General features: G+C 49.3%; 15 protein-coding genes. 1 reads left to right on the top strand and 14 read right to left on the bottom strand.

From position 1 onward, the window contains the following. Positions 1–76: 76 nt before the first annotated feature. Entirely contained in the window at positions 77–1,156 is a 1,080-nt protein-coding gene (tnpB, locus tag PRIO_RS01360) for an IS200/IS605 family element RNA-guided endonuclease TnpB (protein WP_046500910.1), read from the top strand. An 85-nt stretch (positions 1,157–1,241) separates the two neighbouring features. Here the strand turns inward: tnpB and PRIO_RS01355 are convergent, their stop codons facing one another. The 14 genes from PRIO_RS01355 to PRIO_RS01290 form a co-directional block, all read right to left on the bottom strand. Beyond that, positions 1,242–1,637: an ATP-binding cassette domain-containing protein gene (locus PRIO_RS01355; protein ID WP_020426491.1), complete on the bottom strand. Its 396-nt coding sequence runs from the start codon at positions 1,635–1,637 to the stop codon at positions 1,242–1,244. Positions 1,638–1,718: 81 nt separating this feature from the next. Continuing rightward, entirely contained in the window at positions 1,719–2,072 is a 354-nt protein-coding gene (locus PRIO_RS01350) for a nitrous oxide-stimulated promoter family protein (protein ID WP_020426490.1), read from the bottom strand. A gap of 48 nt (positions 2,073–2,120) precedes the next feature. Beyond that, complete coding sequence (locus tag PRIO_RS01345; protein ID WP_020426489.1) at positions 2,121–3,083, bottom strand: amidohydrolase family protein; 963 nt, start codon at positions 3,081–3,083, stop codon at positions 2,121–2,123. 489 nt (positions 3,084–3,572) lie between these two features. Then, entirely contained in the window at positions 3,573–5,159 is a 1,587-nt protein-coding gene (locus PRIO_RS33610; RefSeq protein WP_020426488.1) for a glycoside hydrolase family 3 protein, read from the bottom strand. Further along, positions 5,156–6,760: a response regulator gene (locus PRIO_RS01335; protein ID WP_020426487.1), complete on the bottom strand. Its 1,605-nt coding sequence runs from the start codon at positions 6,758–6,760 to the stop codon at positions 5,156–5,158. Before PRIO_RS01335 ends, PRIO_RS33610 begins: the two co-directional genes overlap by 4 nt. Beyond that, entirely contained in the window at positions 6,757–8,559 is a 1,803-nt protein-coding gene (locus PRIO_RS01330) for a sensor histidine kinase (protein WP_167345570.1), read from the bottom strand. The genes PRIO_RS01335 and PRIO_RS01330 overlap by 4 nt, the downstream gene beginning before the upstream one ends. A 220-nt stretch (positions 8,560–8,779) precedes the next feature. Further along, the gene (locus PRIO_RS01325) at positions 8,780–10,444 is read right to left on the bottom strand and encodes a type 2 periplasmic-binding domain-containing protein (RefSeq protein ID WP_046500902.1); all 1,665 of its coding nucleotides are present in this window, start codon (positions 10,442–10,444) and stop codon (positions 8,780–8,782) included. A gap of 46 nt (positions 10,445–10,490) precedes the next feature. Continuing rightward, positions 10,491–11,378: a carbohydrate ABC transporter permease gene (locus PRIO_RS01320; protein ID WP_020426484.1), complete on the bottom strand. Its 888-nt coding sequence runs from the start codon at positions 11,376–11,378 to the stop codon at positions 10,491–10,493. 24 nt (positions 11,379–11,402) lie between these two features. Further along, positions 11,403–12,359 carry an ABC transporter permease gene (locus PRIO_RS01315; RefSeq protein ID WP_020426483.1) on the bottom strand — a complete coding sequence of 319 codons (957 nt, stop codon included), beginning with the start codon at positions 12,357–12,359 and terminating at the stop codon, positions 11,403–11,405. A gap of 231 nt (positions 12,360–12,590) precedes the next feature. Continuing rightward, positions 12,591–17,378, bottom strand: a complete 4,788-nt coding sequence (locus PRIO_RS33605) for a polysaccharide lyase family 8 super-sandwich domain-containing protein (protein ID WP_231869801.1) — start codon at positions 17,376–17,378, stop codon at positions 12,591–12,593. Positions 17,379–17,535: 157 nt separating this feature from the next. Continuing rightward, the gene (locus tag PRIO_RS01305; RefSeq protein ID WP_020426481.1) at positions 17,536–18,582 is read right to left on the bottom strand and encodes a glycoside hydrolase family 130 protein; all 1,047 of its coding nucleotides are present in this window, start codon (positions 18,580–18,582) and stop codon (positions 17,536–17,538) included. Between the two features lie 32 nt (positions 18,583–18,614). Further along, positions 18,615–20,150 (bottom strand): extracellular solute-binding protein, encoded by a 1,536-nt coding sequence (locus PRIO_RS01300; RefSeq protein ID WP_020426480.1) that lies wholly within the window; start codon positions 20,148–20,150, stop codon positions 18,615–18,617. Positions 20,151–20,225: 75 nt separating this feature from the next. After that, a complete protein-coding gene (locus PRIO_RS01295; RefSeq protein ID WP_020426479.1) occupies positions 20,226–21,110 on the bottom strand; it encodes a carbohydrate ABC transporter permease in 885 nt (294 codons plus the stop codon). A 10-nt stretch (positions 21,111–21,120) separates the two neighbouring features. After that, positions 21,121–22,059, bottom strand: a complete 939-nt coding sequence (locus PRIO_RS01290) for an ABC transporter permease (RefSeq protein WP_046500897.1) — start codon at positions 22,057–22,059, stop codon at positions 21,121–21,123. Positions 22,060–22,224 lie beyond the last annotated feature (165 nt).

Raw genomic sequence — 22,224 nt, 5'->3', positions numbered from 1 at the left:
AAGGAAATTATCTTCCATAAATACGAACATTTGTGCTATGATGGATTCGTAAATTCCTGGAAAGGAGTTGCGAGGCATGTTCGTACTTAAAGCGTATAAGTATCGGATCTACCCCACCCATGAGCAACAACAATATCTGGCAAGGGTGTTCGGATGTGTCCGTTTTATCTACAACAAAATGCTTGCGGATAAGATCGAACACTATAAACAAACGGAGAAAATGCTCCATAATACACCTGCCAGGTACAAAAAAGAATACCCGTGGCTGAAAGAAGTGGACAGCCTGGCATTAGCAAACGTTCAGCTCAACCTGGAGAAAGCCTATAGGCATTTTTTTCGGGATAAGAACGTGGGTTTCCCTACATTCAAAAGCAAGAAAACGAACAACAATAGCTTCACAACGAACAATCAAAACGGAACGATAGCCATTGAAGCTGGAACGATTAAAATTCCGAAACTAAAGACAAGAATCCGAATCAAGGTACATCGTCCATTCTGGGGGCGAATCAAATCCTGCACCCTATCCAAAACACCATCAGGAAAATATTTTGCCTCCGTACGGGTAGAAACAGATATCGCTCCTTTGCCAAAAACAGAAAAGAAGATTGGCGTAGATCTGGGACTAAGAAACTTTGCGATTACTTCGTGTGGCGAAGTGATCGCAAATCCGAAACATTTTCGTCAATCTGAACAACGATTAGCCAAACTGCAAAAGGACTTGTCGAGAAAGAAGAAAGGAAGCCATAACCGAAATAAAGCACGTTTGAAGGTCGCCAAGCTTCATGAAAAAATAGCGAATCAGCGTAAAGACTTCTTGCACCAAACGTCAACCCAAATGATACGCGAAAACCAAGTGATCGTGATGGAAGACTTGCGTGTAAAGAACATGATGCAGAATCATAAATTAGCTAAAGCCATATCCGAAGTATCTTGGAGCATGTTTCGAGCGATGCTCGAATACAAGGCGAAGTGGTACGGGAGAACATTGATGATTGCCCCAAAACACTTTGCGAGCAGCCAAAGATGTTCCTGCTGCGGCTATAAAAACGCAGAAGTGAAGAACCTTGCGGTACGTGAATGGACTTGTCCTGAATGTAGTGTACAACACGACAGAGATGTAAACGCAGCTAAAAACTTACTACAATTAGCCATATAAAATGGCAACGATTGGGCTAGGAACTAGCCTCTAAGCTTGGGTAAACTTGGAGCAGTAGCTCTATTGACCAAGAAGCACCCACCTCTTAGGTGGTGTGTAGTTCACCTGGTTGCTGCTTCTTATCTGCCAACCCAAAGGTTTGTAGTAAAGCAGGTAAGTCCGCCGTTTTTTTATAGAGTGATTGCCACTGTGCACATGCGTCGGAAACGGTTAGTTTATCCTGGAAATGGGTTTCTTGAAACTGCACCCCTACTTGTTCAAATATCTCCTTCCGGTTGCGTATTGGCGATTTACCCACGATAACAAGCTCATCATAAGTGCTCTTTTCAATACCAAGCACTGCAGCAATGGTTGAAGACTTTCCTGCCCCGTTCGCCCCTAGTAATCCAAATGCTTGTCCCGGCTTTACTTCAAAGCTAATGAGATCGACAGCCTTTTTCTGACCGTATGTAACCGTCAAATTCCCAACCTTTAATACCATGCTCTAACCTCCTAAATAAATCTTAGGACGTCAGTATAACAAATGATCTATAGGGTGGTGTCTTACTGGAGGGTTTGATAGCTATCGTGAAATTGATTTTCTTAACCTATTGGGTATTGGGATATGCCTTATGGACTCCAAGGGATGATATAACAGCATCCACGGGCCTGAGAACCGCATAACTCCCTTGATTTTTTGACGGTAATCCGGTTTATAACAATGAATAGGACACTTCGCACAAGCCGTCTTCCCTTCACCGAATTTGCAGTGGGATAGTCTTTTCATAGCATACTCATTTAAGTTCCGGCATTCCTCACAGAGCTCTTTTTCACGATGTTTTTTCTTACAATATAGACGAATCATTTTTGCGACAATCTCTTTTTCCTTCCGAATTTTAGGGCCATCGTTCAACTGCTGATCCGCATCTGTTCTCATATAATGAAGCCTCCCTGCTCAATTGCACTTGAATCTGCCTTCGCTCAGTTACTCTTTAAGACCTGTCAGACGGATTTCATTTAGTTCCTCTGCGGTTATTGATCCGGATTTGTACAGATTCATATACTCCCGAGAAACGCTTTGATTAAAAATCAACAGATCATCCGTATTAATTGTCACCGGAATTCCAAAATCATATAGCTTGCGAATTGGATGTCTGCCGTAATTCTCCGCCACACCAAGCATAATATTGCTTGTTGGACAGACATTCAATTGAATATTATGATCGGACAGCCACCTCATAATCTGAGGTGAGCGGGCTGCCGCGATCCCATGGTGGACCTCTTGAAGCCCCAGCTCCTCAACAGCCTCCCTGACATCATCAGCAGCCCCAAATTCCCCCACGTGAGCTTTTAGAATCAGGCCCGCTGAATTTGCGGCTCTGTAGATGGATTTGAAGCATGCAATGGGCTGAGCAAGTTCATCACCGCAGATATCTATAGACCGAAACCACCGGAAAGCCAATAGTTCATCCATCCGTCCGTAGACTTCATCAATATCGCAGGCCCGATCCAAGGCCAGTTCCGGCAGAAATCGAGTTTTGGGCGCAAAACTTCGATGAAGATCATCAATTATCCGCGTAAAATGTTCCATCCCTCCCAATGAATCAATCTCATCGATCCCGAAGCTTAACGCCAATTTCTCTATGTGATCCCCGGCCGCCTGAACAAAGGAAGCCTCGATACGTTTCAAATAGCCATGAATACCGGGACAATGGCATTTTATATGTTCATCAAACCACTTCTGCATTCCATGCAAAGATTGAAAGGGTTTTGAAGGCGGCTGAATTTGAATGTTCGCCCATTCACCAATATATTGAATGGTCCCACCGCGTCCGGCGTGGTTGTGCAAATCGCTTTTCGGAATGGTTTGCAGATTCGTAAGAGAATCATTTATCAAGCTGTCCATAAATGCTTGTTTTATAGAGAACTCCTCCAGGCCGGCTGACACCCTAACAACTCCTTTAAGAGATATAAGAATAATATATAGCAATACTCCCACGCCACGAAATCACTGTCAAAGCATTTTGTCAGACAGGCGTTTCTGCGGGAAATATAAGGATGCTTTGTGGCGTGAAACATGAAAAGGGGAAAATTACGCCTATCTGGAAAAGGAAGAGATTCAGGCGGTCGTAAAATACAGCAGTTACCATAAAGAGAAGAGCAAAGCTTGGAAAGCGAATGTGAGTAAAATCGAGAATTGGACGTAAGTGAAGAAGGTTATGCCTTGGCCGTACGTCGAAATGAAGCAAGCTGCAATTGACCAAAAACAAAGAGCAACCTTTCTCCAATGACGGGAGAATAGTTGCTCTTTTGACCTTCTGCGGTTTAAAAATGAGAAGGATTTGTCTTTACTCATAGAAAGACTACTTTTGGGACATTATCATAAAATTTCCCATAAGTACATCCCGCTACTTGTTACGCCCTTTGTCCACCGGTATCAGTCGTGAGCAGCCAGTTCTCGGCGGATGGGTCTCTCCCCTGCAATGGTAGCGACGAGCAAGGAGGCGGTGCACTCAATATCTCCGTAAGTATTAATCAGTGTATCAATGGACGCGGTGTATTCTTTATGAATAAACGGATGGAAGTGAGATACAAAGATAACCGGGGTACCAAGCTTCGTCCAGCCTCCCATCATATTACGGGCAACCTCTCCGTGCAATCGGGTGACATTCAGGCCGTAATCCTGCCGGCTGCCGATCGAACAGAGAATGAGGTCATAGGTTCCGGGCAGCGCTGCGGTGAACAATCTTTCCGGGCCGGGATCAATCCACTGATCCACATGATCTGAATATTTTTCAAGCTCGGTTCTGATCCGGTCGTACATGCCAGTATAACGGTCAGCATAGTTCATGATAATGACATGCAGCACTCGTGTCTCACTCTTCAGCGGAAAAGGAACCCCGCCGGCGCGGTCTTTCACCAGTGTCAGACTCTCCGCCACGGCACGCTCAGCCAAACGCGTAATAGCATCGCGATCAGGTTGCTCCCGTTCCCGTACCGGTGCGGAATCTGCCGCGAGCAGCCCCATCTGCTCCTTCAGCGACAGTACACGGCAAGCGCGATCGATCAATGATTCCCGTGTCAGCTTGCCTTCGCTGTAACAGCGCTCCATTTCAAGGTAGAAGCGCTCCTCGATCCTGGGGAACAGCAGCATGTCGCAGCCATTCTCAAGCGCTGCCGCACAGGCATCGTAGTAATTCATGAAGCCTGCAATCCCGCCCATTTCCATCGCATCGGTCACAATCAGCCCCCGGAAGCCTAGTTCTCCGCGCAGCAAATCCTGGAGCAAGGCGCGAGATACTGTGGCAGGAGGATAGATTCCCCGCTCATCAGGGCTGTCAAATGCCGGCAAAGCGATATGCCCCGGCATCACCGCCATAGCGCCGGACTCAATCAACTCCCTAAAAACCCGTCCCGGTCCCTTGATCCATTCATCCGGTGACAGACGATTGACAGGCGTCGTCAAATGCTGGTCAAGCGTGTCGTAACCATCCCCCGGAAAATGCTTGATCGTAGCCATCATCCCGTTGTCCTGCAGCCCCCGCAAATATGCCCCGGCTATCTTGATGATCTGCTCCGGTCTCTGTCCGGCACTGCGGCTGGAAACAACCGGACTGTCAGGAACGATTGCCTGATCCACCACAGGAGAGAAGGTCCAGTTATAGCCTATTTGCCCGGCCTCCAGTGCGGCTGCGCGGCCGATTTCATACGCCAGCTCCGAAGAATCCGTCTGGCTTATCCCCATCATATGGGGAAAACGCTGCGCGCCCTGTATCATCTCGCCGGGGCCATTTTCCAGATCAGTGACAATAAATGGCGGGATTCCACAAGCCGAGCGAAACGACGCAATTTCCTCATTCAAGGCATCCTTCTCTCCCGAGAAGAAGAACATCGCTCCAAATTCAGACATTTGCTTCCCTATCCGCGCGTTGGTCGGACAACATACCTGATTCAACAGCCTGCGAAAGTCCCACTCTTCCGCCATCTCACGCAGTCGTGAAGAAGGCTCGATAATATATTTCATTCCTGAATATCCTCCTTTAGCTTTACCAGCAAGGTCGGGTTCTGCTTCAAACCGGCAGCCATCCGGTATTCAAGCGGAGATATTCCCTCTGCTTCCCGGAACACCTTATTGAAATGCTTCGGGTTCTCGAAACCAACCTTTGCGCTAACCTCGTATACTTTATATGCGCTGTTCTCCAGCAGCTCCTTCGCCTTAACGAGTCTTAACTTTTTTATATACTGGCTAAAGCTCATCCCCATATATTCCTTGAAGGCCGAACTGAAATAGGAGTAATTGAATGAGACATGGTTGGAAACCATCGCCAGGTTGAAATCGCTGCGATTATAATTTTGTTCAATGAAAAGAAGAGCTGCCTTCATTTCTCTCTGGTTGAGATGAGCCGATTTGATCCCCTTGATAAAATCATTCATTCGATTTAGAAGATTCTCCACCCCGTGATAGTAATCTTGAAAATGCGGCGAGTTGTACAAGTACCCAATCTGCCGGTACACTTTGATAATTTCTACCGCTTCCTTACCATAGACATTAAACGCCTTGTCGAAGATCAGCTCGTTGATCGCCGTACTAATTTCCTCCATATAAGAAATGTCATATAGAAGCATTTTCCGGTAATCCAACACCTGCGACAGCAGCGCCTGCATTTCCTGTTCGCGGCCGGTGCCAAGCATATTGCCGATTTTTACGATTTCCTCTGTCGGGATCTCGAAGTTTCGGGGCTTATCCTTGATTTGACTGTAACGGATAAGGCCTGTTGAGGACTTAAGGAAAAAATACCGCAGCGCCTTCAACGCCTGAGCATATGCGGTCTTGAATTGTTCCGCTTTGTCCATACGCTCGCTGCTTCCTATCTGACAAGCCAGAAGCCGGTCTTGTCCAAGATACTCCAAGAGCTTCCCCAGCCGCTGCTCGTCACGAATAACTACTAGGGATCTCCCCTCTTTGTCCAGAAAGTGGTACTCCTCTGCCAGCGCTTCCGTATGCAAAAATTCGTGAATGCGCGAATACAGCACGCCGCCCCCTTCGGTTCTGCCATTCGCTTCGGCCTCCTGAATTAGCCCTATGACATATCCCGCCTGCAGATCTTCGAGTCCGGCCCGATCCAGTCTTTCACTCAATTCTGGGCCTGCAATCTCAATATTCATCAGAATATAGTACATTTCATTTTGCCGGTAATCCTGCTCTCTCTGTGTTGCCTTGCTCAGCATGCCGTTAATGTCTTGCTCCCGTTTCAGCGCCTGTTCCAGCCGGGAAAAAGTCCCGCGCAGCTCGCTACGCACAATTGGCTTCAATAAATAATCCCTGACCCCGAAGCGGATCGCTTGCTTGGCGTATTCAAAATCATCGTAGCCGCTGATAATGACCACGACCGGCCGGTGTTCAAGCTGTTGGACGCGCCCGATCAAGGTGATACCGTCCATGACCGGCATCCGGATGTCGGTCATCATGATATCGAAGGCGGCCTGGTTCAACTGCTGCAGCGCTTCCTCCCCGTCTTCAGCAAAGAAATACCGATACATGCCAGGATACTCCCGCTCCAGCATAGCCCGAATCCCGAGGCGGATATTCTCCTCGTCATCTACGATTAGCAAGTTACGTGTCATTCCGCCAGCCCTCCCGAAAGAATCAAATAAGGAACTTTAATCGTAACCTTCGTATACTCCCCTTCGACACTCTCCAGCCATAACCCGCTGGTCTTCCCGTAATGCAATTGGATACGCAAATGAACATTTCGCAGCCCGATGCCACTTCCCGAAGTGTCATATGCAGAGTCCCCGTTGACAGGGGGCGCGTACATAGCCGCAGCAGCGGGATCCAACTGGAGAGCCAGATTGATGTTATACAGGCGTTCGGCGGAGATTCCCGCCCCGTTATCCCGGATCTCTATATACATGAAGTCATCCTGCTCGTAGGCATGAATCACGATCATTAAACCGCGTTTTCGCAATCCGGGGGCATTCATTCCGTATTTGAGCGCATTTTCCACAATCGGCTGCAGCGACATCTTCAGGATTTCCTGCTGACGGTATTGCTGACGAACGTCAAGGCGCAGCTCCAGTTTGCCGCCGTAACGGATATTCATGACCGCAATATAATTCTGAATATGCTGGATCTCTTCGTATAACCGCACATAGTGCGTCGTCCAGTGCAAATTATAGCGCAGCATCGCCCCAAGGGAGGTTAACGTATCCGAAATTACAAGCTGTCCCTCGATTTCCGCCAGCATTTTCAAATTTTCCAGCGTATTGTACAAAAAATGCGCATCGATCTGATTCTTGAGGGAATTCAGCTCCGCCTCCTTTGAAGAGGCCTGCTTGTTGACAGCCTCCGCAATCAGCTCATTGATTTTGCTCAACATTTGGCGGATGTGATTGCCGAGTTCGCCCACTTCATCGCCGCCAAGTTGAGGAATCTCAACATTGAAGTCACCCTGGCGGACCTTCTTCATTGAATCACGCAATAGATGCAGCCGTTTCAAAATCACGGATAGCAGCTTATACGTAATCAGGGAGAGGATCAGCACCAGCATTAGTGTAGCCCCGCCAATAGCCAGCCGGGTTTTATTCATGTCATTGTAGGACGATTCCAGCGAAACGACGCTCAGCAGCTTACTATCCAGCCTTTCGATGCTGGTATAGAGACATAAATACGGAATCCCCTCATGGGTGAACTGAAAATTCCCCTCACTTCCCTGAGTATGAAGCGCAAACTCGCTTCTGATGTCTTCCGGGGCTATTTTCTCGTAAAAGGAGGAGGTCCCGTTATAATACAGATGGGAATTACGGTCGATCGCAAGCAGCTGTGTGGAAGCCTCCTGCAGATTTCCGTAAATATTCGAGAAAAATACATCCAGCCGCATATTGACCTGCAAAAGCGCTAAATGCTGATCGAGCGGGTATTTGACTTCCCGAACCAGACTGGCGAAGTTCAAATAATCCTGACGTTCCCCTTCTGTACTGCCGCGCAGTTCTTCGGGGCCCCGATAGATCGTCCACCATACCGCCTCCGGCTGCGCATAAAATTCGTTTGCCCAGTTTTCCCCGGCGATGCGGCGCTCGTTATAAATAATCGGCCAGATTTCGCGGGCATACTTATTGCTTGTAAAGAATCGCAAATTGCTGATGTTAGGATTGTTGTACATAATATATTGCAAGTTATGGAACGAATGGGTGTTAAAATTAATCAGCTCTTCGGCTGTAAAATCCCGGTTGCTGAGCATGTAGTCCAACACTTCCCGGTCAGACAGAGCGAGCTGCGAAGTCAGCTCCATTGCCTCCATATTATTGAGAATATTGGCCTTTTCCGTATTAAGAAAATACTCGTTTTTATTAATGATACTCGTGATGCTATTTTGGTAGTTGACGCCGAGAATATAACCGGAAAACACCGTTGTCGGGATCAAAATAACGAGAATATATGTCAAAATCAGCTTGGCCTGAATGGAAAGACGCCCAATAAAACCGCTGAGAAAACGGAGCTTACTATTGATGTAATTTCTCAGTTGTCATCACTCCCGTTTCCCGGTGTTGTAAGGATCAGACAGGAATCAACAGGACGAAACCCGGGGAGCCGGCATTATGCCGATCTCCCCAGGTATAGGCTATCCTATTAGCTCAGGTCTGTTATTTCTTGAGCTTGGCAGCGTTTTGTTCAAACGCAGCCTGCTGGAAGGCTTGGATTTTATCCAAATCATGATCCTTGCGGTATTGCTGGAATTCGTTCCATGCTGCATCGAATTCGGCTTCTGACTTGGACAGAATGAGCTTAGGGAGTGTTTTGCCCCACTGGGTGTTAATCTTTCCGAGTGCAATCCCTTCCGGAGAAGATACTGCCGGATCCAGATTCGCATATACGGAATTGTCAGCCACTTTTCCGCGGGTCCAGTCCTCCGGTTGCTTAATCGGTTCCACCGATGCAGGAGCCCACTTCAGATTGAGTGCAGGATCCATCATCATCCAGAACGTATAGGAAGCACCGTATGTTTTGGCGAAGCCGGAACGGTCATTGTTATACATGTTGAGGACTTCCGGCAAAAATTGATCCTTCCCGTCAATCGTATCATAAGTAACGCCCTTCTCACCAAAGAACAAATCCTTGTTGCCTTCTTCACTGATGAGATACGTCAAGAAGTCGATCGCTCTTTCCTTGTCCTTCACTTTCTTGGAAATTAGAGTCAGCGCCCAGCCCGCAATGGACGGTCCGCCCAGCTTCGGCTGATCCAGCTTGGAGTTTCCCGGCCCGTCAACGGCAATATACACCGAATTCGGATCCTGCTGATAACGGGTAATATTCTGGTTCTGCAGATCGGAACGCGGGAACATCATCGAAAAATAACGGCCTTGCACGATCTTCTCTTCCATTTGCGGACGCTTGTCAATGAAGATATCCTTCGCGATCAACCCCTGATCATTGGCCTCACGGAACGTTTTCAGCCAGCGGATGTATTCCGGATCGGTAGAGCGATCGTACAGCTTGCCGTCTTTTTCATACGGAATGGCCAGGAAGTCCATCAGATTCGTTCCGAACGAGCCATTTCCAATATCCGTAAATTCTTGCGTCCCGAATGGAATGAGTGGCTGGCCGTTTACTTCCGGGAATTTCTCTTTGGCGGCCTTAAGGGCATTCAGAAAGCCTTCCGGTGTTCTCATATCCGGTTTGCCAATAGCTTCATAAATATCCTTGCGTACAAGGAATGTGTTGGAGGAGGTGAAGTTATCGCCATACTCCTTGAAATTGGATGGAGAACTGGACTGGTTCGGATAGCCATATACATTTCCGTCCTTCTCCGTGTACCATTTCAACTTGTCCGGATCGGCAACTTTGAAGAAATAAGGATCGTATTGATCCGCAAGCTCATTCAACGGCAGCACCAAGCCGCCTTGAACCATTTTATCAATCGCATCGGAGTTCCAATCCAACGTAATAAAGTCGGGCAGATTATTGGAGGCGATCATCGTATTCATCTTTTCATTTTCATTCCCGGCCGGAACGATAAAGTTAATATTAACACCGGTTTTTTTGGTGATGTACTGGGTAGTCTTGTCAACGCCCCATTTGTCGGCAAACCAGGAGTAGTTGAGATACCAATCGAATGTAATCGGTTTCGTTGAGCTCTTCCAGCCCGGCTCGTCAGCGTTGACCGTCTTTGCACCGTCGGAAGGTGCTGCCGTATCATTGGCGGATTTCGCTGTATTGCCGGTGTTGTTCCCGCCGCCTCCACAAGCGGTCAGGCCGACCGTAAGTGCCAGTGCTACTAGTGATGAGAGCCATTTTTTCGTTTTAACCATGGATGAATTCCCCTTTTCATATATTGTATTATGTTACCCAGCTGTCTTAGCCCTTGATCGAACCAATCATCATTCCCTTGACAAAGTACTTCTGCAGGAACGGATATACGATGACGATCGGAACGGTCGTAATCACCATGGTCGCCAGCTTAACCGACTGGGAGGTGACCGACTTTTGAATCGTGCCAGCCATCGCTGACACCATCTGGTTGGAACTGGATTCCGCAACAACCCTGTACAAGTAGGTCTGAATCGGCTGCAGACTGGAATTGTTGATATAAATCACGCCGGCAAAATAATCATTCCATTGATAAACCCCATGAAACAGGGCAATCGTGGCGACAACCGGCATCGATATGGGAATGATAACCCGGAAGAAAATTTTAAGCTCATTCGCTCCGTCAATCTTGGCCGCTTCCTCCAGCCCTTTAGGAATTTCCCGGAAAAAGGACATGAAAATAATCAGATCGTAGAAGCTGAAAGCAGCCGGCAAGATGTATACCCAGAAATTGTCCAGCAACCCAAGATCACGGATCAGCAGATAGGTTGGAATGAGACCGCCTCCAAAGAAAAGCGTAATCGTCCCCATTATCATGTACACCTTGCGCCCGATCAGTTCTTGACTGCACAAGGCATAGGCAACCATGGCAGTGAAGAAAACGTGAATGAGAGTACCAACCACGGTTTTGGCCACTGTGACCCCCATGGCCATCATAATACCATTATTGTTAAAAACCGCCCTGTAGTTGTCGAGACTGAATACCCTGGGCCACCAGTAAATATTGCCCAGCATGGCATCCATCCCCTCATTGAAGGAATTGACCAGTACATACCATACGGGATACAGAGTGGCGAAGCAGACAAGCAGCATTAGCAGGTTATTGAATATATCGAACGCCATTTCAGTGCCAGTTCTTCGTTGTAGCCGGAACATATTTGAATCTCCCCCTTGCCTGATTTAGAACAGCGACGTATTGTTGATCCGCTTTGTGACGCTGTTGCTTATCAGCAGCAGTAAAAGCGCAATGACCGACTTAACCAAACCTACCGCTGTAGAGTAAGAGAAACGGGCATTTTGCAGACCAGTCTGATAAATATAAATATCAATGACACTACTCGCACTTTCATTGAGTGAATTGCGAAGGACCATGATCTGATCAAAGTTGGAATTCAGTATTCCGCTGACTGCCAGAATGAACAGAATGGATACCGTTCCGGCGATGGATGGAAGCGTAATACTTTTGATGCGCTGAAAACGTCCTGCCCCGTCAATCTTGGCTGCTTCATACAACTCTGGTGAGATTCCCGAGATAGCCGCAAGATAGATAATCGCCGACCAGCCGAGCTCCTTCCAAATACTCGAAATTACGGCGATGCCCCAGAAATGCTTTGGCTCGGCGAGGAAGTTGACCGGTTCATGAATAAGATGCAGCTTCATTAGCAAGTGATTTATAATGCCTACATCCGCCAACCAAGTCGTTAGAATTCCGCCAAGAATGACCCAGGATAAAAAATACGGCAAATATGAAATGGTCTGAACGCTTTTTTTGAAGCGGACGGATCGCATCTCATTAAGCAGAATGGCAAACAGAATCGGTAAAGGAAACCCGATCAAAAGACGCAGCGCGCTGATACCCAGTGTGTTCTTGACCACATATCCCAAATTCTCATCTTCAAAGAACTCTCGAAAATGCTCCAGTCCCGCCCAGGGGGCGCTGCCTATCGAACCGATGATGTCATAATTTTTGAAAGCGATGACAATTCCGTACATGGGAAAATAGTTGAATACGATCATCCAGGCCACGCCAAGCAAGGCCATGATCTGCAAATAACGTTGTCTGTACATTCTGCGCAGGATTCCCCATTTTTTCTGGTTTATTCCGGGGTCCGCTGCGGCCTCCACTCCAGCCTTCATCCCAACCACACCCTCCTGTTTTATTTATTTAACTTCCAGCTGTAACCCCATTGTAGAGCAAGCTCGAATTCGACATAAGGCGTCATATTTTACGTTTGGTTTCTTTTTTTTGGACGTTTTAAACCGCTGATCCAGCCTTTTTCAAACTATTTAAATCTTAAAATGAAAAAAGAGACACCGGTTAAGGTGTCTCTGCTGAACCTCCATATGGGAACCAGCCACATCCATTTTTTATTCTTGATCCTTGGCTTCCAGCATCCTGAGCAGAACCGTGACTGTTTCCCCTCTCGTCGCGGCACTTTTCGGGAAGAAGCTGTTGTTGCCCTTACCCTGCATGATCCCCAGCTTCTTCATCTCGGCTGCCGCTCCGACAGCCCAGGCCGGTATGTCACGGTCATCCGCGAATCCGGCGGAACGGGCATCGGGTACGAGGTTTAATGCTCTCGCCAGCATTACGGCCATTTCCGATCTCGTCATAGGCGCATCTGGACGGAAGTTACTGTTCTTATCGCCCTGGATAAGCCCCAAGCTTACGGCTCGCGCAACGGCTGTCCGGGCCCACTGCCCGATCCGGTCCGCGTCCTTGAAGGACAGGACTGCTTCTTCGTTCTGAAGCTTCAGCGCTTTTGCCAGCATCACCGCGAATTCAGCGCGCGTCACCGTGCGATCGGGCCGGAACGAACCGTCCGTATAACCTGTGATAATTCCCTTCTTTTCTGCTTCCAGGATATTGGCTTCGGCCCAATGACCGCCAATATCCGCGAAGACATGACCGGGGACCGGAACGGCCGGCGTTACCGGACCATCTTTTGGATCATCCTTCGGAACATTAGGTGTTACCGGCGGGGTCACGGGAGCTCCTCCTCCCGAATTGCCTCCGCTTTCCCCGCTTCCGCCGTTTGAACGCTCGTTTACGGAAACGTTTATTTTCCCTGTAACGGACGGATTCGCAGTCAAGACGGCCGTAATCGTCACTTCTCCGGCTGCGGACGGTGCCGTCAAGACCGTGCTGAACCGGCCATTCGCGTCCGTTACTGCTTTAGCAGTCTGGATGCTGCCCGACGAAGCCGCGACTGCGACCTCCACGCCGGAGACCGGAAGATTGTCGCCGTCGTAGACGATTCCACCAATGGACACGTCGTCTCCGACCGTCACAGCAGACGGCGTCGCCTGAAGTTCAATTAGAACGGGTACTTGTATGGCCTTAATTACGGAAACGGTAATCGTATCCGTCACGGCTGGACTCGCGGTCAAGGCTGCCGTAATCGTCACTTCTCCGGCAGCAGACGGCGCTGTAAAGACCGTGCTGAACCGGCCGTTCGCGTCCGTTACAACTTTAGCAGTTTTGATGCTACCTGACGAAGCCGCGATTTCGACTTCCACGCCCGGGACCGGTAGATCGCCGCTGTCGTAGACGACTCCCGTCACGGACACGTTGTCTCCGACCGTCACGGCAGACGGTGTCTCCTGAAGTTCGATCCGGGCGGGCACTTGTACGACCCCATCTACGTAAACGGCAGTCGTCCCTCTCACGGACGGATTCGCGGTCAAGGCTGCCGTAATCGTCACTTCTCCGGCAGCAGACGGCGCTGTAAAGACCGTGCTGAACCGGCCGTTCGCATCCGTTACCGCAATGGAGTCATTGACGCTCCCCGATGCAGCCGCGATCTCGACCCCTACGCCGGATACCGGAAGATCGTCACTGTCGTAGACAGCTCCCGTCACGGACACTTTACCTCCGGATGTCACGGAAGACGGCGTTGCTTGAAGTTCGATTCGAGCGGGCACTTGTACGACCGGGTTCACGGACACGGTAACCGTACCCGTCACGGACGGACTTGCAGGGAGGACGACCGCAATCGTCACGTCTCCGGCTGCGGACGGCGCCGTAAAGACCGTGCTGAACCGGCCGTTCGTGTCCGTTACTGCTTTAGCAGTTTCGATGCTGCCCGATGCAGCCGCGATTTCGACCTCCACACCGGGGACCGGAAGGTCGCCGCCGTCGTAGACGACTCCCGTCACGGATACTTTGCCTTGGGCCGTCACGGAAGACGGTGTTGCTTGAAGTTCGATCCGGGCGGGAACCTTTTGTACGTTCTCTGTACCATACACTTTAAATTCCCAGAGCGAGTAGCCGTACGTGGTCGCTCTTTTCGTGCCATACATCCGAACATATCTTGCATTCACCGGTTCGAAGGAGATATCGTCGATGTCGCCGTCTCCGGTTGCGGTGCTGTAGACTGTCGTCCAGTCCGCCGTGTTGTCGGAAACCTGGATTTGGTACTCCTTCCCATAGGCACTTTCCCAATGCAGCATGACCTTCGCGATGGGCTGGCTGGAGCCAAGATCGACGTAAATCCACTGCGGATCGGCATAGTTAGATCCCCAACGGGTCGTCAATGAGCCATCGACCGCATTCCCGGGCGGCACGTCGGCGGCTTTGGCTGAGCTCGCCATCACCGGCTTGCCTTCGGCGAGATTGGGTGCCAACGCTTCATATACGTTAAATTCAGCGAGCGAGTAGCCGTCTCCGGTCCCCTGCTGTACACCAAGCATCCGGACGAACCTGGCACTGACCTTACCGAAAGAAATGTCGTCAATTCCGCCGTCCCCCATCGAAGTTGTATATACGTCCGTCCAGGTGACAGCATCGTCGGATACTTGAATTTTATAGCTTTTCCCGTACGCCTTCTCCCAATTTAGCCTAACTTTATTGATCGTATATTGATCCTGCAGATCAACATAAATCCATTCTTTGTCTGAAGCGTTCGAACTCCAATAGGAACTTCTGTATAGATCCGTAGCATTCGAGGCAAATTGCTTGCCTTGGCTGGAGGAAGCGGTCGCGCCTTTACTGTAAGCGAGATCGAACCCGCTGTCGTCACTAGCGGCACCCTCGTTTAGGGTCATGCTTCGGCCGGTAAACGTATCCTTGCCCAGTCTATAGGTTGTCGTGGTCTTTTCTCCGTCCCGGTTCAGCGTTACGTTCACTGTAATCCCCGGAGTTTCGGGATTAGCGACCGAGATACGGGCAGGTGTCACGGATTCGTCAATGATCACCATAGACGGATTATCAACGGTGACCGTCAAGCCGTCTCTTACCGTCACCGTCCCGGGCTGATAGAACAGCAATTCCGCAATGCCAAGAGAATTATGCCGGACAGCCTGAACCGATGGTGTATTCGAAAGAATACGGATCGGGTTCTCGCTCGCGTAGCTGCCGACCTCTTCGGGGGTTTTGTTTGGCAATACGATGTACTGATAGGAAGCGTCTGCCGGTTTCACGCCATGATCGAGCCAAATCGAAAAAATCGGCTTCGTGATCGGCTCCGTTGAACTTCCCGTGATGACGTCGCTCCATTGTCCGGTCTTCGTCTCCCGCTTCACTTGAAAATCCGTCGGATTCGGGAAAACATAGCCGACCTTATCATTATAGGCCCAGCGCCCGTTAGCTTGCTTCGTTCCGTCCGCGATTACCTCGCCGTCTACGAGCACATCGCCTACCGCCAGACTTTGGTTCAATGTCGTGTGGACCGGTGCGGCATTCGTCGAAGCGATGCCTGCGCCTAGCGCCACCATCTCATCATCGAAAAAAAAGTAGCCTTTTTTGCCGCTCGTACTCAGCTTGTTAAAATCAAACGCGGTGGCTCCATAACGCTCATTGGTCACGCCGCCTACAAACGTTTTGGGATTGTTGAAATTTCCATCCTTCGTGAGTACATATGGGGCCGTCGTGCCAGGAACATGAGCCCAGTCCATCAGCGGGTAAACGGGTCTGTATTCGTCGCCGGTTCTCTGAATGGCAGTGGCTCCCTGCGGCGTCCAGTACAACAGGTTATATCCGCTGGGATTAATGGTTCTCCATTCGCCGCCTTTGACCGTTTTGGAAGACATCTTGACCGTAATTCCATAATCATTTCGCATATGGGAGGAGACCAGCGTCTGCCATTGCGTTATGTTGTTGGCGTCCAGTCCGTTGCTCGTGCTCGTGCCGAAGCTGCGGATATTGTCAAGAAAACTCTTAAACTCCCCAGCCCGCTTCGGATTGGCCACCTGCATCCACTGCAGCGGATCTTCATAGAAGGTCAAAGCCGCGCTCGCATAATCCGGCCAATCGGGTCCATTCATCCCCATACCCAGATCGGCAACATCGCCTCTTACGAGGTACCTGGTGCCGTCCAGCAGGTAGGACGATAAGGAATCAATCGCCGCCTCACTGTAAGAGAAAGCGGTATCCGAGGTAATGTACGCCCAGAATGACATATCTCTGGCAAAGCTTCTTCCATAGCCCGTCGTATAATTCGTTTTGCCATGCATGAAAAAGGACATATCCGACTGGATTCCCGTCACAGTCGTCGTCACATTCGACAGCACGTTAAACGCTTCCACAGCGTTCCGGACGTTCTGGACATCCTCCAGCAATAAGCCGCGGATCATATAATTTTGGTTGTACCAGGACGAGTTGGCCCCATCGACAGTGTGCGGGCTGCTGTCTAACGTGCCGATAATATTGGAAACTTGCGCTGCAGTTAAATAGCCTTCACATAAAAGCGCGATTTTTCCCAATCTTAATTGTTTGCCGATTCCGGTCTCCCACCAGTTGGTTGAAGTCGGCTTTACCGTAAACCAATAGTCCAGCCCCTTTTGAATCCCCCCTAACAGGGTTTCATTATGATAGTATGGACCTTTCGGGTCAGCAAACGCCTGGGCCATCGATTGCATCCGGTCTAATGCAAGGTAAGGCGACCAGGCTCTCCCATTGGCGCTGGAGGTAGTACTCGCGTAATCTACATCCCCCCAGCTTCCATTAGCGTTTTGACTGGATAAGTAAGTGCCGGCCTGTGATTTGAAGGTCCATTCGACCCGGCCGTTCGTTCCGTCGTTTATGATATCTTTGGAGACGTAAAAATCAACAATCCGGTTTTTCATCAATTTCATCTCAGCGATCTCTTGCGAAGCATCCGCCGTCCCGGAAGTGCTCGCCGATGCAGGCGAATATAGCCATATGGACGATATCATTGAACAAACCATAACAAGACATGTCCACCTCATTACAAACCTTTGCTTTTTGTCAGCCATGCACATGCGCTCCTTTGCTTATCTAAACTCAAATCGTTGTTGATAGCGCTTTCCTTTTTACGGATTGAAGAAGGCAGTTCACACTGCCTCCAACCTTTTACAAAAGCGTATTATATATATCCTCTAGCGGTATGTCCGCCACTGCCATTACTTCGTCCGCAGCACCATAATACATGCGGACCGTTTGATCCAGCAGCAGGGCTCCGCACGAAAACACGACCTTACCGAAAAATCCATTCACCTCATATGCAGCTTCCGGCTCCAATACGGGTACACGGGATCTTGCGATCACCTTGGCAGGGTCATCCAAATCGAGCAGCACCGCGCCCATACAATAGCGATGCTTGCTGTCCGCTCCGTGGTACAGCGCAAGCCAGCCGCGTTCGGTTCGAATCGGAACCGCCCCGCCGCCCATTCGGGCCGAATCCCAGCCTTGTTCACTTAGCCCCATCAGGAAGCGATGGTTCCCCCAATGGTCGAGATCGGGCGATTCGGCGATCCACATCTCGGGAGAGCCAAACGATTTCGGTACCGGACGGTGTAAAGCGTAGTATTTGCCGTTAATTTTATCCGGGAATATCATGACATCCTTATTTTCGGGAGCCAGCATAAGTCCCCGGCGCTTGAATGTCCGAAAATCCCGGGTCTCCGCCAGCCCGGCGCCAACGCCCCGGGCGGAGGCGGAGCTGTAAGTGATATAATAGATGTCTCCGATTTGGGTCACGCGCGGATCTTCAATTCCCCACGCTTCCAGCGCGTGTTCCGGAAACAAGGCCGGCTGCGGCTCGATGTCGAAATGAATGCCGTCTTTGCTTCGCGCCACCCGCAGATGGGATAAGGATGTGAGCATGACCGTTTGTCCGTCCCTTGCTATGAAGCGCGAGTCGGAGAAATCATAGCCCGGATCGGTCTTGTCGTAGCGCTCTACAAGGACATCGGTGCCCGCTTCATTCAGCCGGGGGACGAGCACTTCGTCCGCCCGGTCCGATAACGGCGCTTCCGCAATGCGCAGTAAAAGGATAATTTCATCCCCAAACTGCGCAACGCCTGCATTAAACACACCCAGCACTCGAAAGTCGGGGCGGGAGGGGGCAACGTCCTCGATCCGTATAACAGGATTTTGCGCGCTGCGTTTTATGTTCATGTGAAATACCTCTTTCAGTATTTTTAGTGCTGTTATTTACCGGATGTGACGGCGTCGATTTGCGCCTGAATTTCATCGATCACTTTTTGTCCGCCGAGGCCCGCTATTTTTTTCTCCAGCGTCTTCTTGCCTTGATCGGCAGGCAGCACGCCTTGGCTAAGCGGCAGGAAGATTGAATCGTGAAGCGGAGTAATTTTGGCATATTCCGTCTTCACCTTTTCAGCGTTAAAGTTGAAGCCCGCCGTTGGACTAAGCGTGAAATTGGCCGGGTTGGTGGAGAAGTCGAACCACTTCTTGTCATCCTTCATCATCGTGTCCGGCGTGCGGTTCAACGTTGGCCGCCAGGTCAGCACATAGCCCGGGAATGAATATTTGGACAGCACCTTATAGCTCGAATCGCCGACAGGTTCCCAGTCCTTCCCTTGAATGCCGTATTCCATCAAATCGTGGTTTTCCTTAATGGACATCCAATTGACTACGTCCAGAGCTAAATCGGCATGCTCGGATGAAGCGGGGATGCACAGGAAATTCCATTGCTGGAAAGCGGTATACGGCTTGGCCTTATCACCGTTTGGAATGAAAATCTCAAGCTTGTCGCTGCCGTTCTGCAGCATTTCCGAATATTTCAATCCTTCCACACCATCCGCCGCATAATAGGTGGCCGCATATTTGCCTTGCTTGAACAGTGTTTCTGCATTTTGCTCCTGCGCGATATTTTTGGAAATGATGCCGTCCTTGTAGTATTTGGTGACGCGTTCATAACCATCGGCAATCATCGGACTTGCCCATTGACCGACTACTTTCTTGTCCTTAGTTGAATATGCGAACATGTTGACACCGATTTCGAGCACTTCATCGAGCGCCAGATTAGCGGAGTCGCTCAGGATAAACGGAAGTTTATCGGCTTTGATGCCGTTAAGGACGAAGGGCTTGACATCCTTCTCGTTTTCCTTGACCTTATACAAAAATTTCTCCAGATCGTCGAGCGTTTTCAACTCGGGAAGTCCGTATTTCTCGCGCAAATCTTTGCGGATCAGAAGGCCATATAGCTGGCCCTGGGTGGTACCAAGCGGAATCCCCATAATTTTTCCTTTGAATTTGTTATATTCCCACATTTCATCGGGAATGGATGCTTTTAGCTCCGGACGTTTGGCCACCTCGGCATCCAGTTCCTTTAAAGAATTGCCGTCGATCATCTGATTCATGGATAACCACGGGGCATCCAAATACATATCGAAGTCTTCCCCGGCAGACATCTTCACGGATACCGCATTCCCGTAATCGGACCACGGCAGGAAATTGATATTCAAGGCCGCCCCAACGTTGTCCTTTTTCAATTTGTCGTTGACCGCCTGCAGCACATCGTCAAAGCCCGCCGGTTTATCCCCCGGAAAATAAGCTTTCAACGTCACCGTTTCCTTCGATGCAGGTGCAGCGCTTTCCGCATTCGCTCCAGAACTCCCCTCATTGCCGCCAGTCTTCGTATTGCCTCCGCCGCAGCCGGCCAACATCAGTGACGATACCAATACCGCTGTCGTCGTCGTGCCAAACCATTTTTTTAACCTCATTCCGTTACCCTCCCATATCTATGGAAAAAATCTATGATTAACCGGGCTGATCCGGTTAATGCCGAAAATCCTCGTTTACCCTTTTACAGCTCCTACCGTTAGACCTTTGACGAAATACTTCTGAAGCATAGGATACAGCAAGACAATCGGGCCGATCGTCAGCACGGTTGTCGCCATGCGCACGCCATAGGTCGGCGGCGTCACAGCAATGGCTGCTGAGGCGGGAATGAGATTTTTGGCGGCTTCCATATTGGATACCATCCGGCGCAGAATCAGCTGCAGCGGGAATAACTTCTCATTATCCACGAACATCAACCCCATAAACCAGTCATTCCAGTAGTTCAGAGCATAGAAGAGACCCACAGAAGCCAGAATCGGCTTCGAGATCGGGATCATAATTTGAAAGAAAACTCTCATTTCATTCGCTCCGTCTATTCTTGCGGCTTCCTCCAATTCCTCGGGAATGGTGCGGAAGAAACTGACAAGCAAAAAGACAAGGAACGGCTGGCATAACATGGTTAAAACGAGCACCCAGATGGTATTCTGCAAATGCAGCCACTGACTGACTACAATATAAAATGGAATGATACCTCCGGAAAACAGCATAGGCAAGTAGCAAAAAAACAGAAAAGGTGTTTGCAGGACATTCCGTTTGTTAGCCAGAGAATAGCCGAGCATTGCGGAAATGCACAACGCGCTTAATGCGCCTACGACGGTGATAAAAATCGTGACCGCATAGCCGTTGAACAGCACATCCGATTGCAAAACTGCCTTATAAGCGTCCAGCGATAATTTTTGCGGAAATAAAGTATAGCCGTGCGCAATCAATTCCCCCTCGTCTGTAAAAGAGCCGATAATCATCAGCAGAAAAGGAAACAGACAAAATAAGGTGAACAACAAAATGAACGTATGGGCAGATACCGTAAAAGTTCGATCCGCAGCGCTCTGTTTCTGTCTCATAATTATTCTCCTAGAATAAAGCAGATTCTTTAGACACCCTTCGGGTTATCCAGTTGGCGGTAATGACGAAGATCAGACCCATGATCGACTGGAACAGGCCCACCGCCGAAGACATGCCGAAGTCATGCAGCTGTCTCATGGAACGGAATACGAAGGTGTCAATAACGTCGGTAGTCGGATACAGCATGGAGTTATCTCCAATGATGGCATAGATCATGGCAAAATCCCCGTTGAAAATCTTACCTACGGCCAGCAAAGTCATAATCATGATGGTAGGAACGAGCAGCGGCAGCGTAATGCGCAGCACAATCTGCAGCTTGGATGCCCCGTCAATCCGGGCAGCCTCGTACAAATCCTCCGATATGCCGGTAATCGCGGCCAGAAAAATAATCGAAAGATAACCGGCTCCTTGCCACACACGGATAACCGTCAGAATGTACGGCCAAAGCTTCGACTCAAACATCCAGTTGACCGGTTCCAAGCCGATATATTGCAGCCAGGTATTGATCATCGGCTCTTCCCCGCCGAATAAGGATTGGACAATCATTCCTACCACAATCCAGGACATAAAATAAGGAAGGAAAATGAGAGATTGCGAAATTCGTTTGAAATACTTATTGCGGATTTCATTGAACATAAGAGCAATTAAAATTGCAGCCACTGTAGTAAACAAAATGAACAGTATGTTCAACACCAGCGTGTTGCGCAGAATGACCCAGAAATCATCCGAAGTAAAAAAATAATCGAAGTTTTTAAAACCGACCCAATCGCTTCCCGTAATTCCTTTGGCAAAATTATAGTCCTTGAAGGCGATCATAATCCCGTATATGGGAAAATAACTGAACACGAGAAAAAACAGCAGCCCCGGCACGGCCATAGCATAAAGAAAAGGATTTTGAACAATATGCTTCAGCTTGGACCGTTTACTTGCGTTAAGTTGGTATTGCATCTTTTTATCTCCCCCCTTTCATCAAGACCGGCAATCGCATCAGCGTCCCGTTATCTATGCCGTTAACTTACCAAGCCCTTGCTGCAACGGCAATTCCGAAAAGCTCCAATTTCTCCTGCAAGCGCAGTTTTACGAACTTCCTAAAAACAACACTATTTCGAAAAT

This window comes from Paenibacillus riograndensis SBR5, from assembly GCF_000981585.1.
Lineage (GTDB): Bacteria > Bacillota > Bacilli > Paenibacillales > Paenibacillaceae > Paenibacillus_AQ > Paenibacillus_AQ riograndensis.
Note: the sequence above shows the minus strand (reverse complement) of the source record. Positions and strands in the feature narration are given on the sequence as shown.

What these genes read in the sequence shown, in the direction of transcription:
- tnpB (WP_046500910.1), top strand. Translation starts at nt 77, where the DNA reads ATGTTCGTACTTAAAGCGTATAAGTATCGGATCTACCCCACCCATGAG.
- PRIO_RS01355 (WP_020426491.1), bottom strand. Translation starts at nt 1,637, where the DNA reads ATGGTATTAAAGGTTGGGAATTTGACGGTTACATACGGTCAGAAAAAG.
- PRIO_RS01350 (WP_020426490.1), bottom strand. Translation starts at nt 2,072, where the DNA reads ATGAGAACAGATGCGGATCAGCAGTTGAACGATGGCCCTAAAATTCGG.
- PRIO_RS33610 (WP_020426488.1), bottom strand. Translation starts at nt 5,159, where the DNA reads ATGAAATATATTATCGAGCCTTCTTCACGACTGCGTGAGATGGCGGAA.
- PRIO_RS01335 (WP_020426487.1), bottom strand. Translation starts at nt 6,760, where the DNA reads ATGACACGTAACTTGCTAATCGTAGATGACGAGGAGAATATCCGCCTC.
- PRIO_RS01325 (WP_046500902.1), bottom strand. Translation starts at nt 10,444, where the DNA reads ATGGTTAAAACGAAAAAATGGCTCTCATCACTAGTAGCACTGGCACTT.
- PRIO_RS01320 (WP_020426484.1), bottom strand. Translation starts at nt 11,378, where the DNA reads ATGTTCCGGCTACAACGAAGAACTGGCACTGAAATGGCGTTCGATATA.
- PRIO_RS01315 (WP_020426483.1), bottom strand. Translation starts at nt 12,359, where the DNA reads ATGAAGGCTGGAGTGGAGGCCGCAGCGGACCCCGGAATAAACCAGAAA.
- PRIO_RS33605 (WP_231869801.1), bottom strand. Translation starts at nt 17,378, where the DNA reads ATGATATCGTCCATATGGCTATATTCGCCTGCATCGGCGAGCACTTCC.
- PRIO_RS01305 (WP_020426481.1), bottom strand. Translation starts at nt 18,582, where the DNA reads ATGAACATAAAACGCAGCGCGCAAAATCCTGTTATACGGATCGAGGAC.
- PRIO_RS01300 (WP_020426480.1), bottom strand. Translation starts at nt 20,150, where the DNA reads ATGAGGTTAAAAAAATGGTTTGGCACGACGACGACAGCGGTATTGGTA.
- PRIO_RS01295 (WP_020426479.1), bottom strand. Translation starts at nt 21,110, where the DNA reads ATGAGACAGAAACAGAGCGCTGCGGATCGAACTTTTACGGTATCTGCC.
- PRIO_RS01290 (WP_046500897.1), bottom strand. Translation starts at nt 22,059, where the DNA reads ATGCAATACCAACTTAACGCAAGTAAACGGTCCAAGCTGAAGCATATT.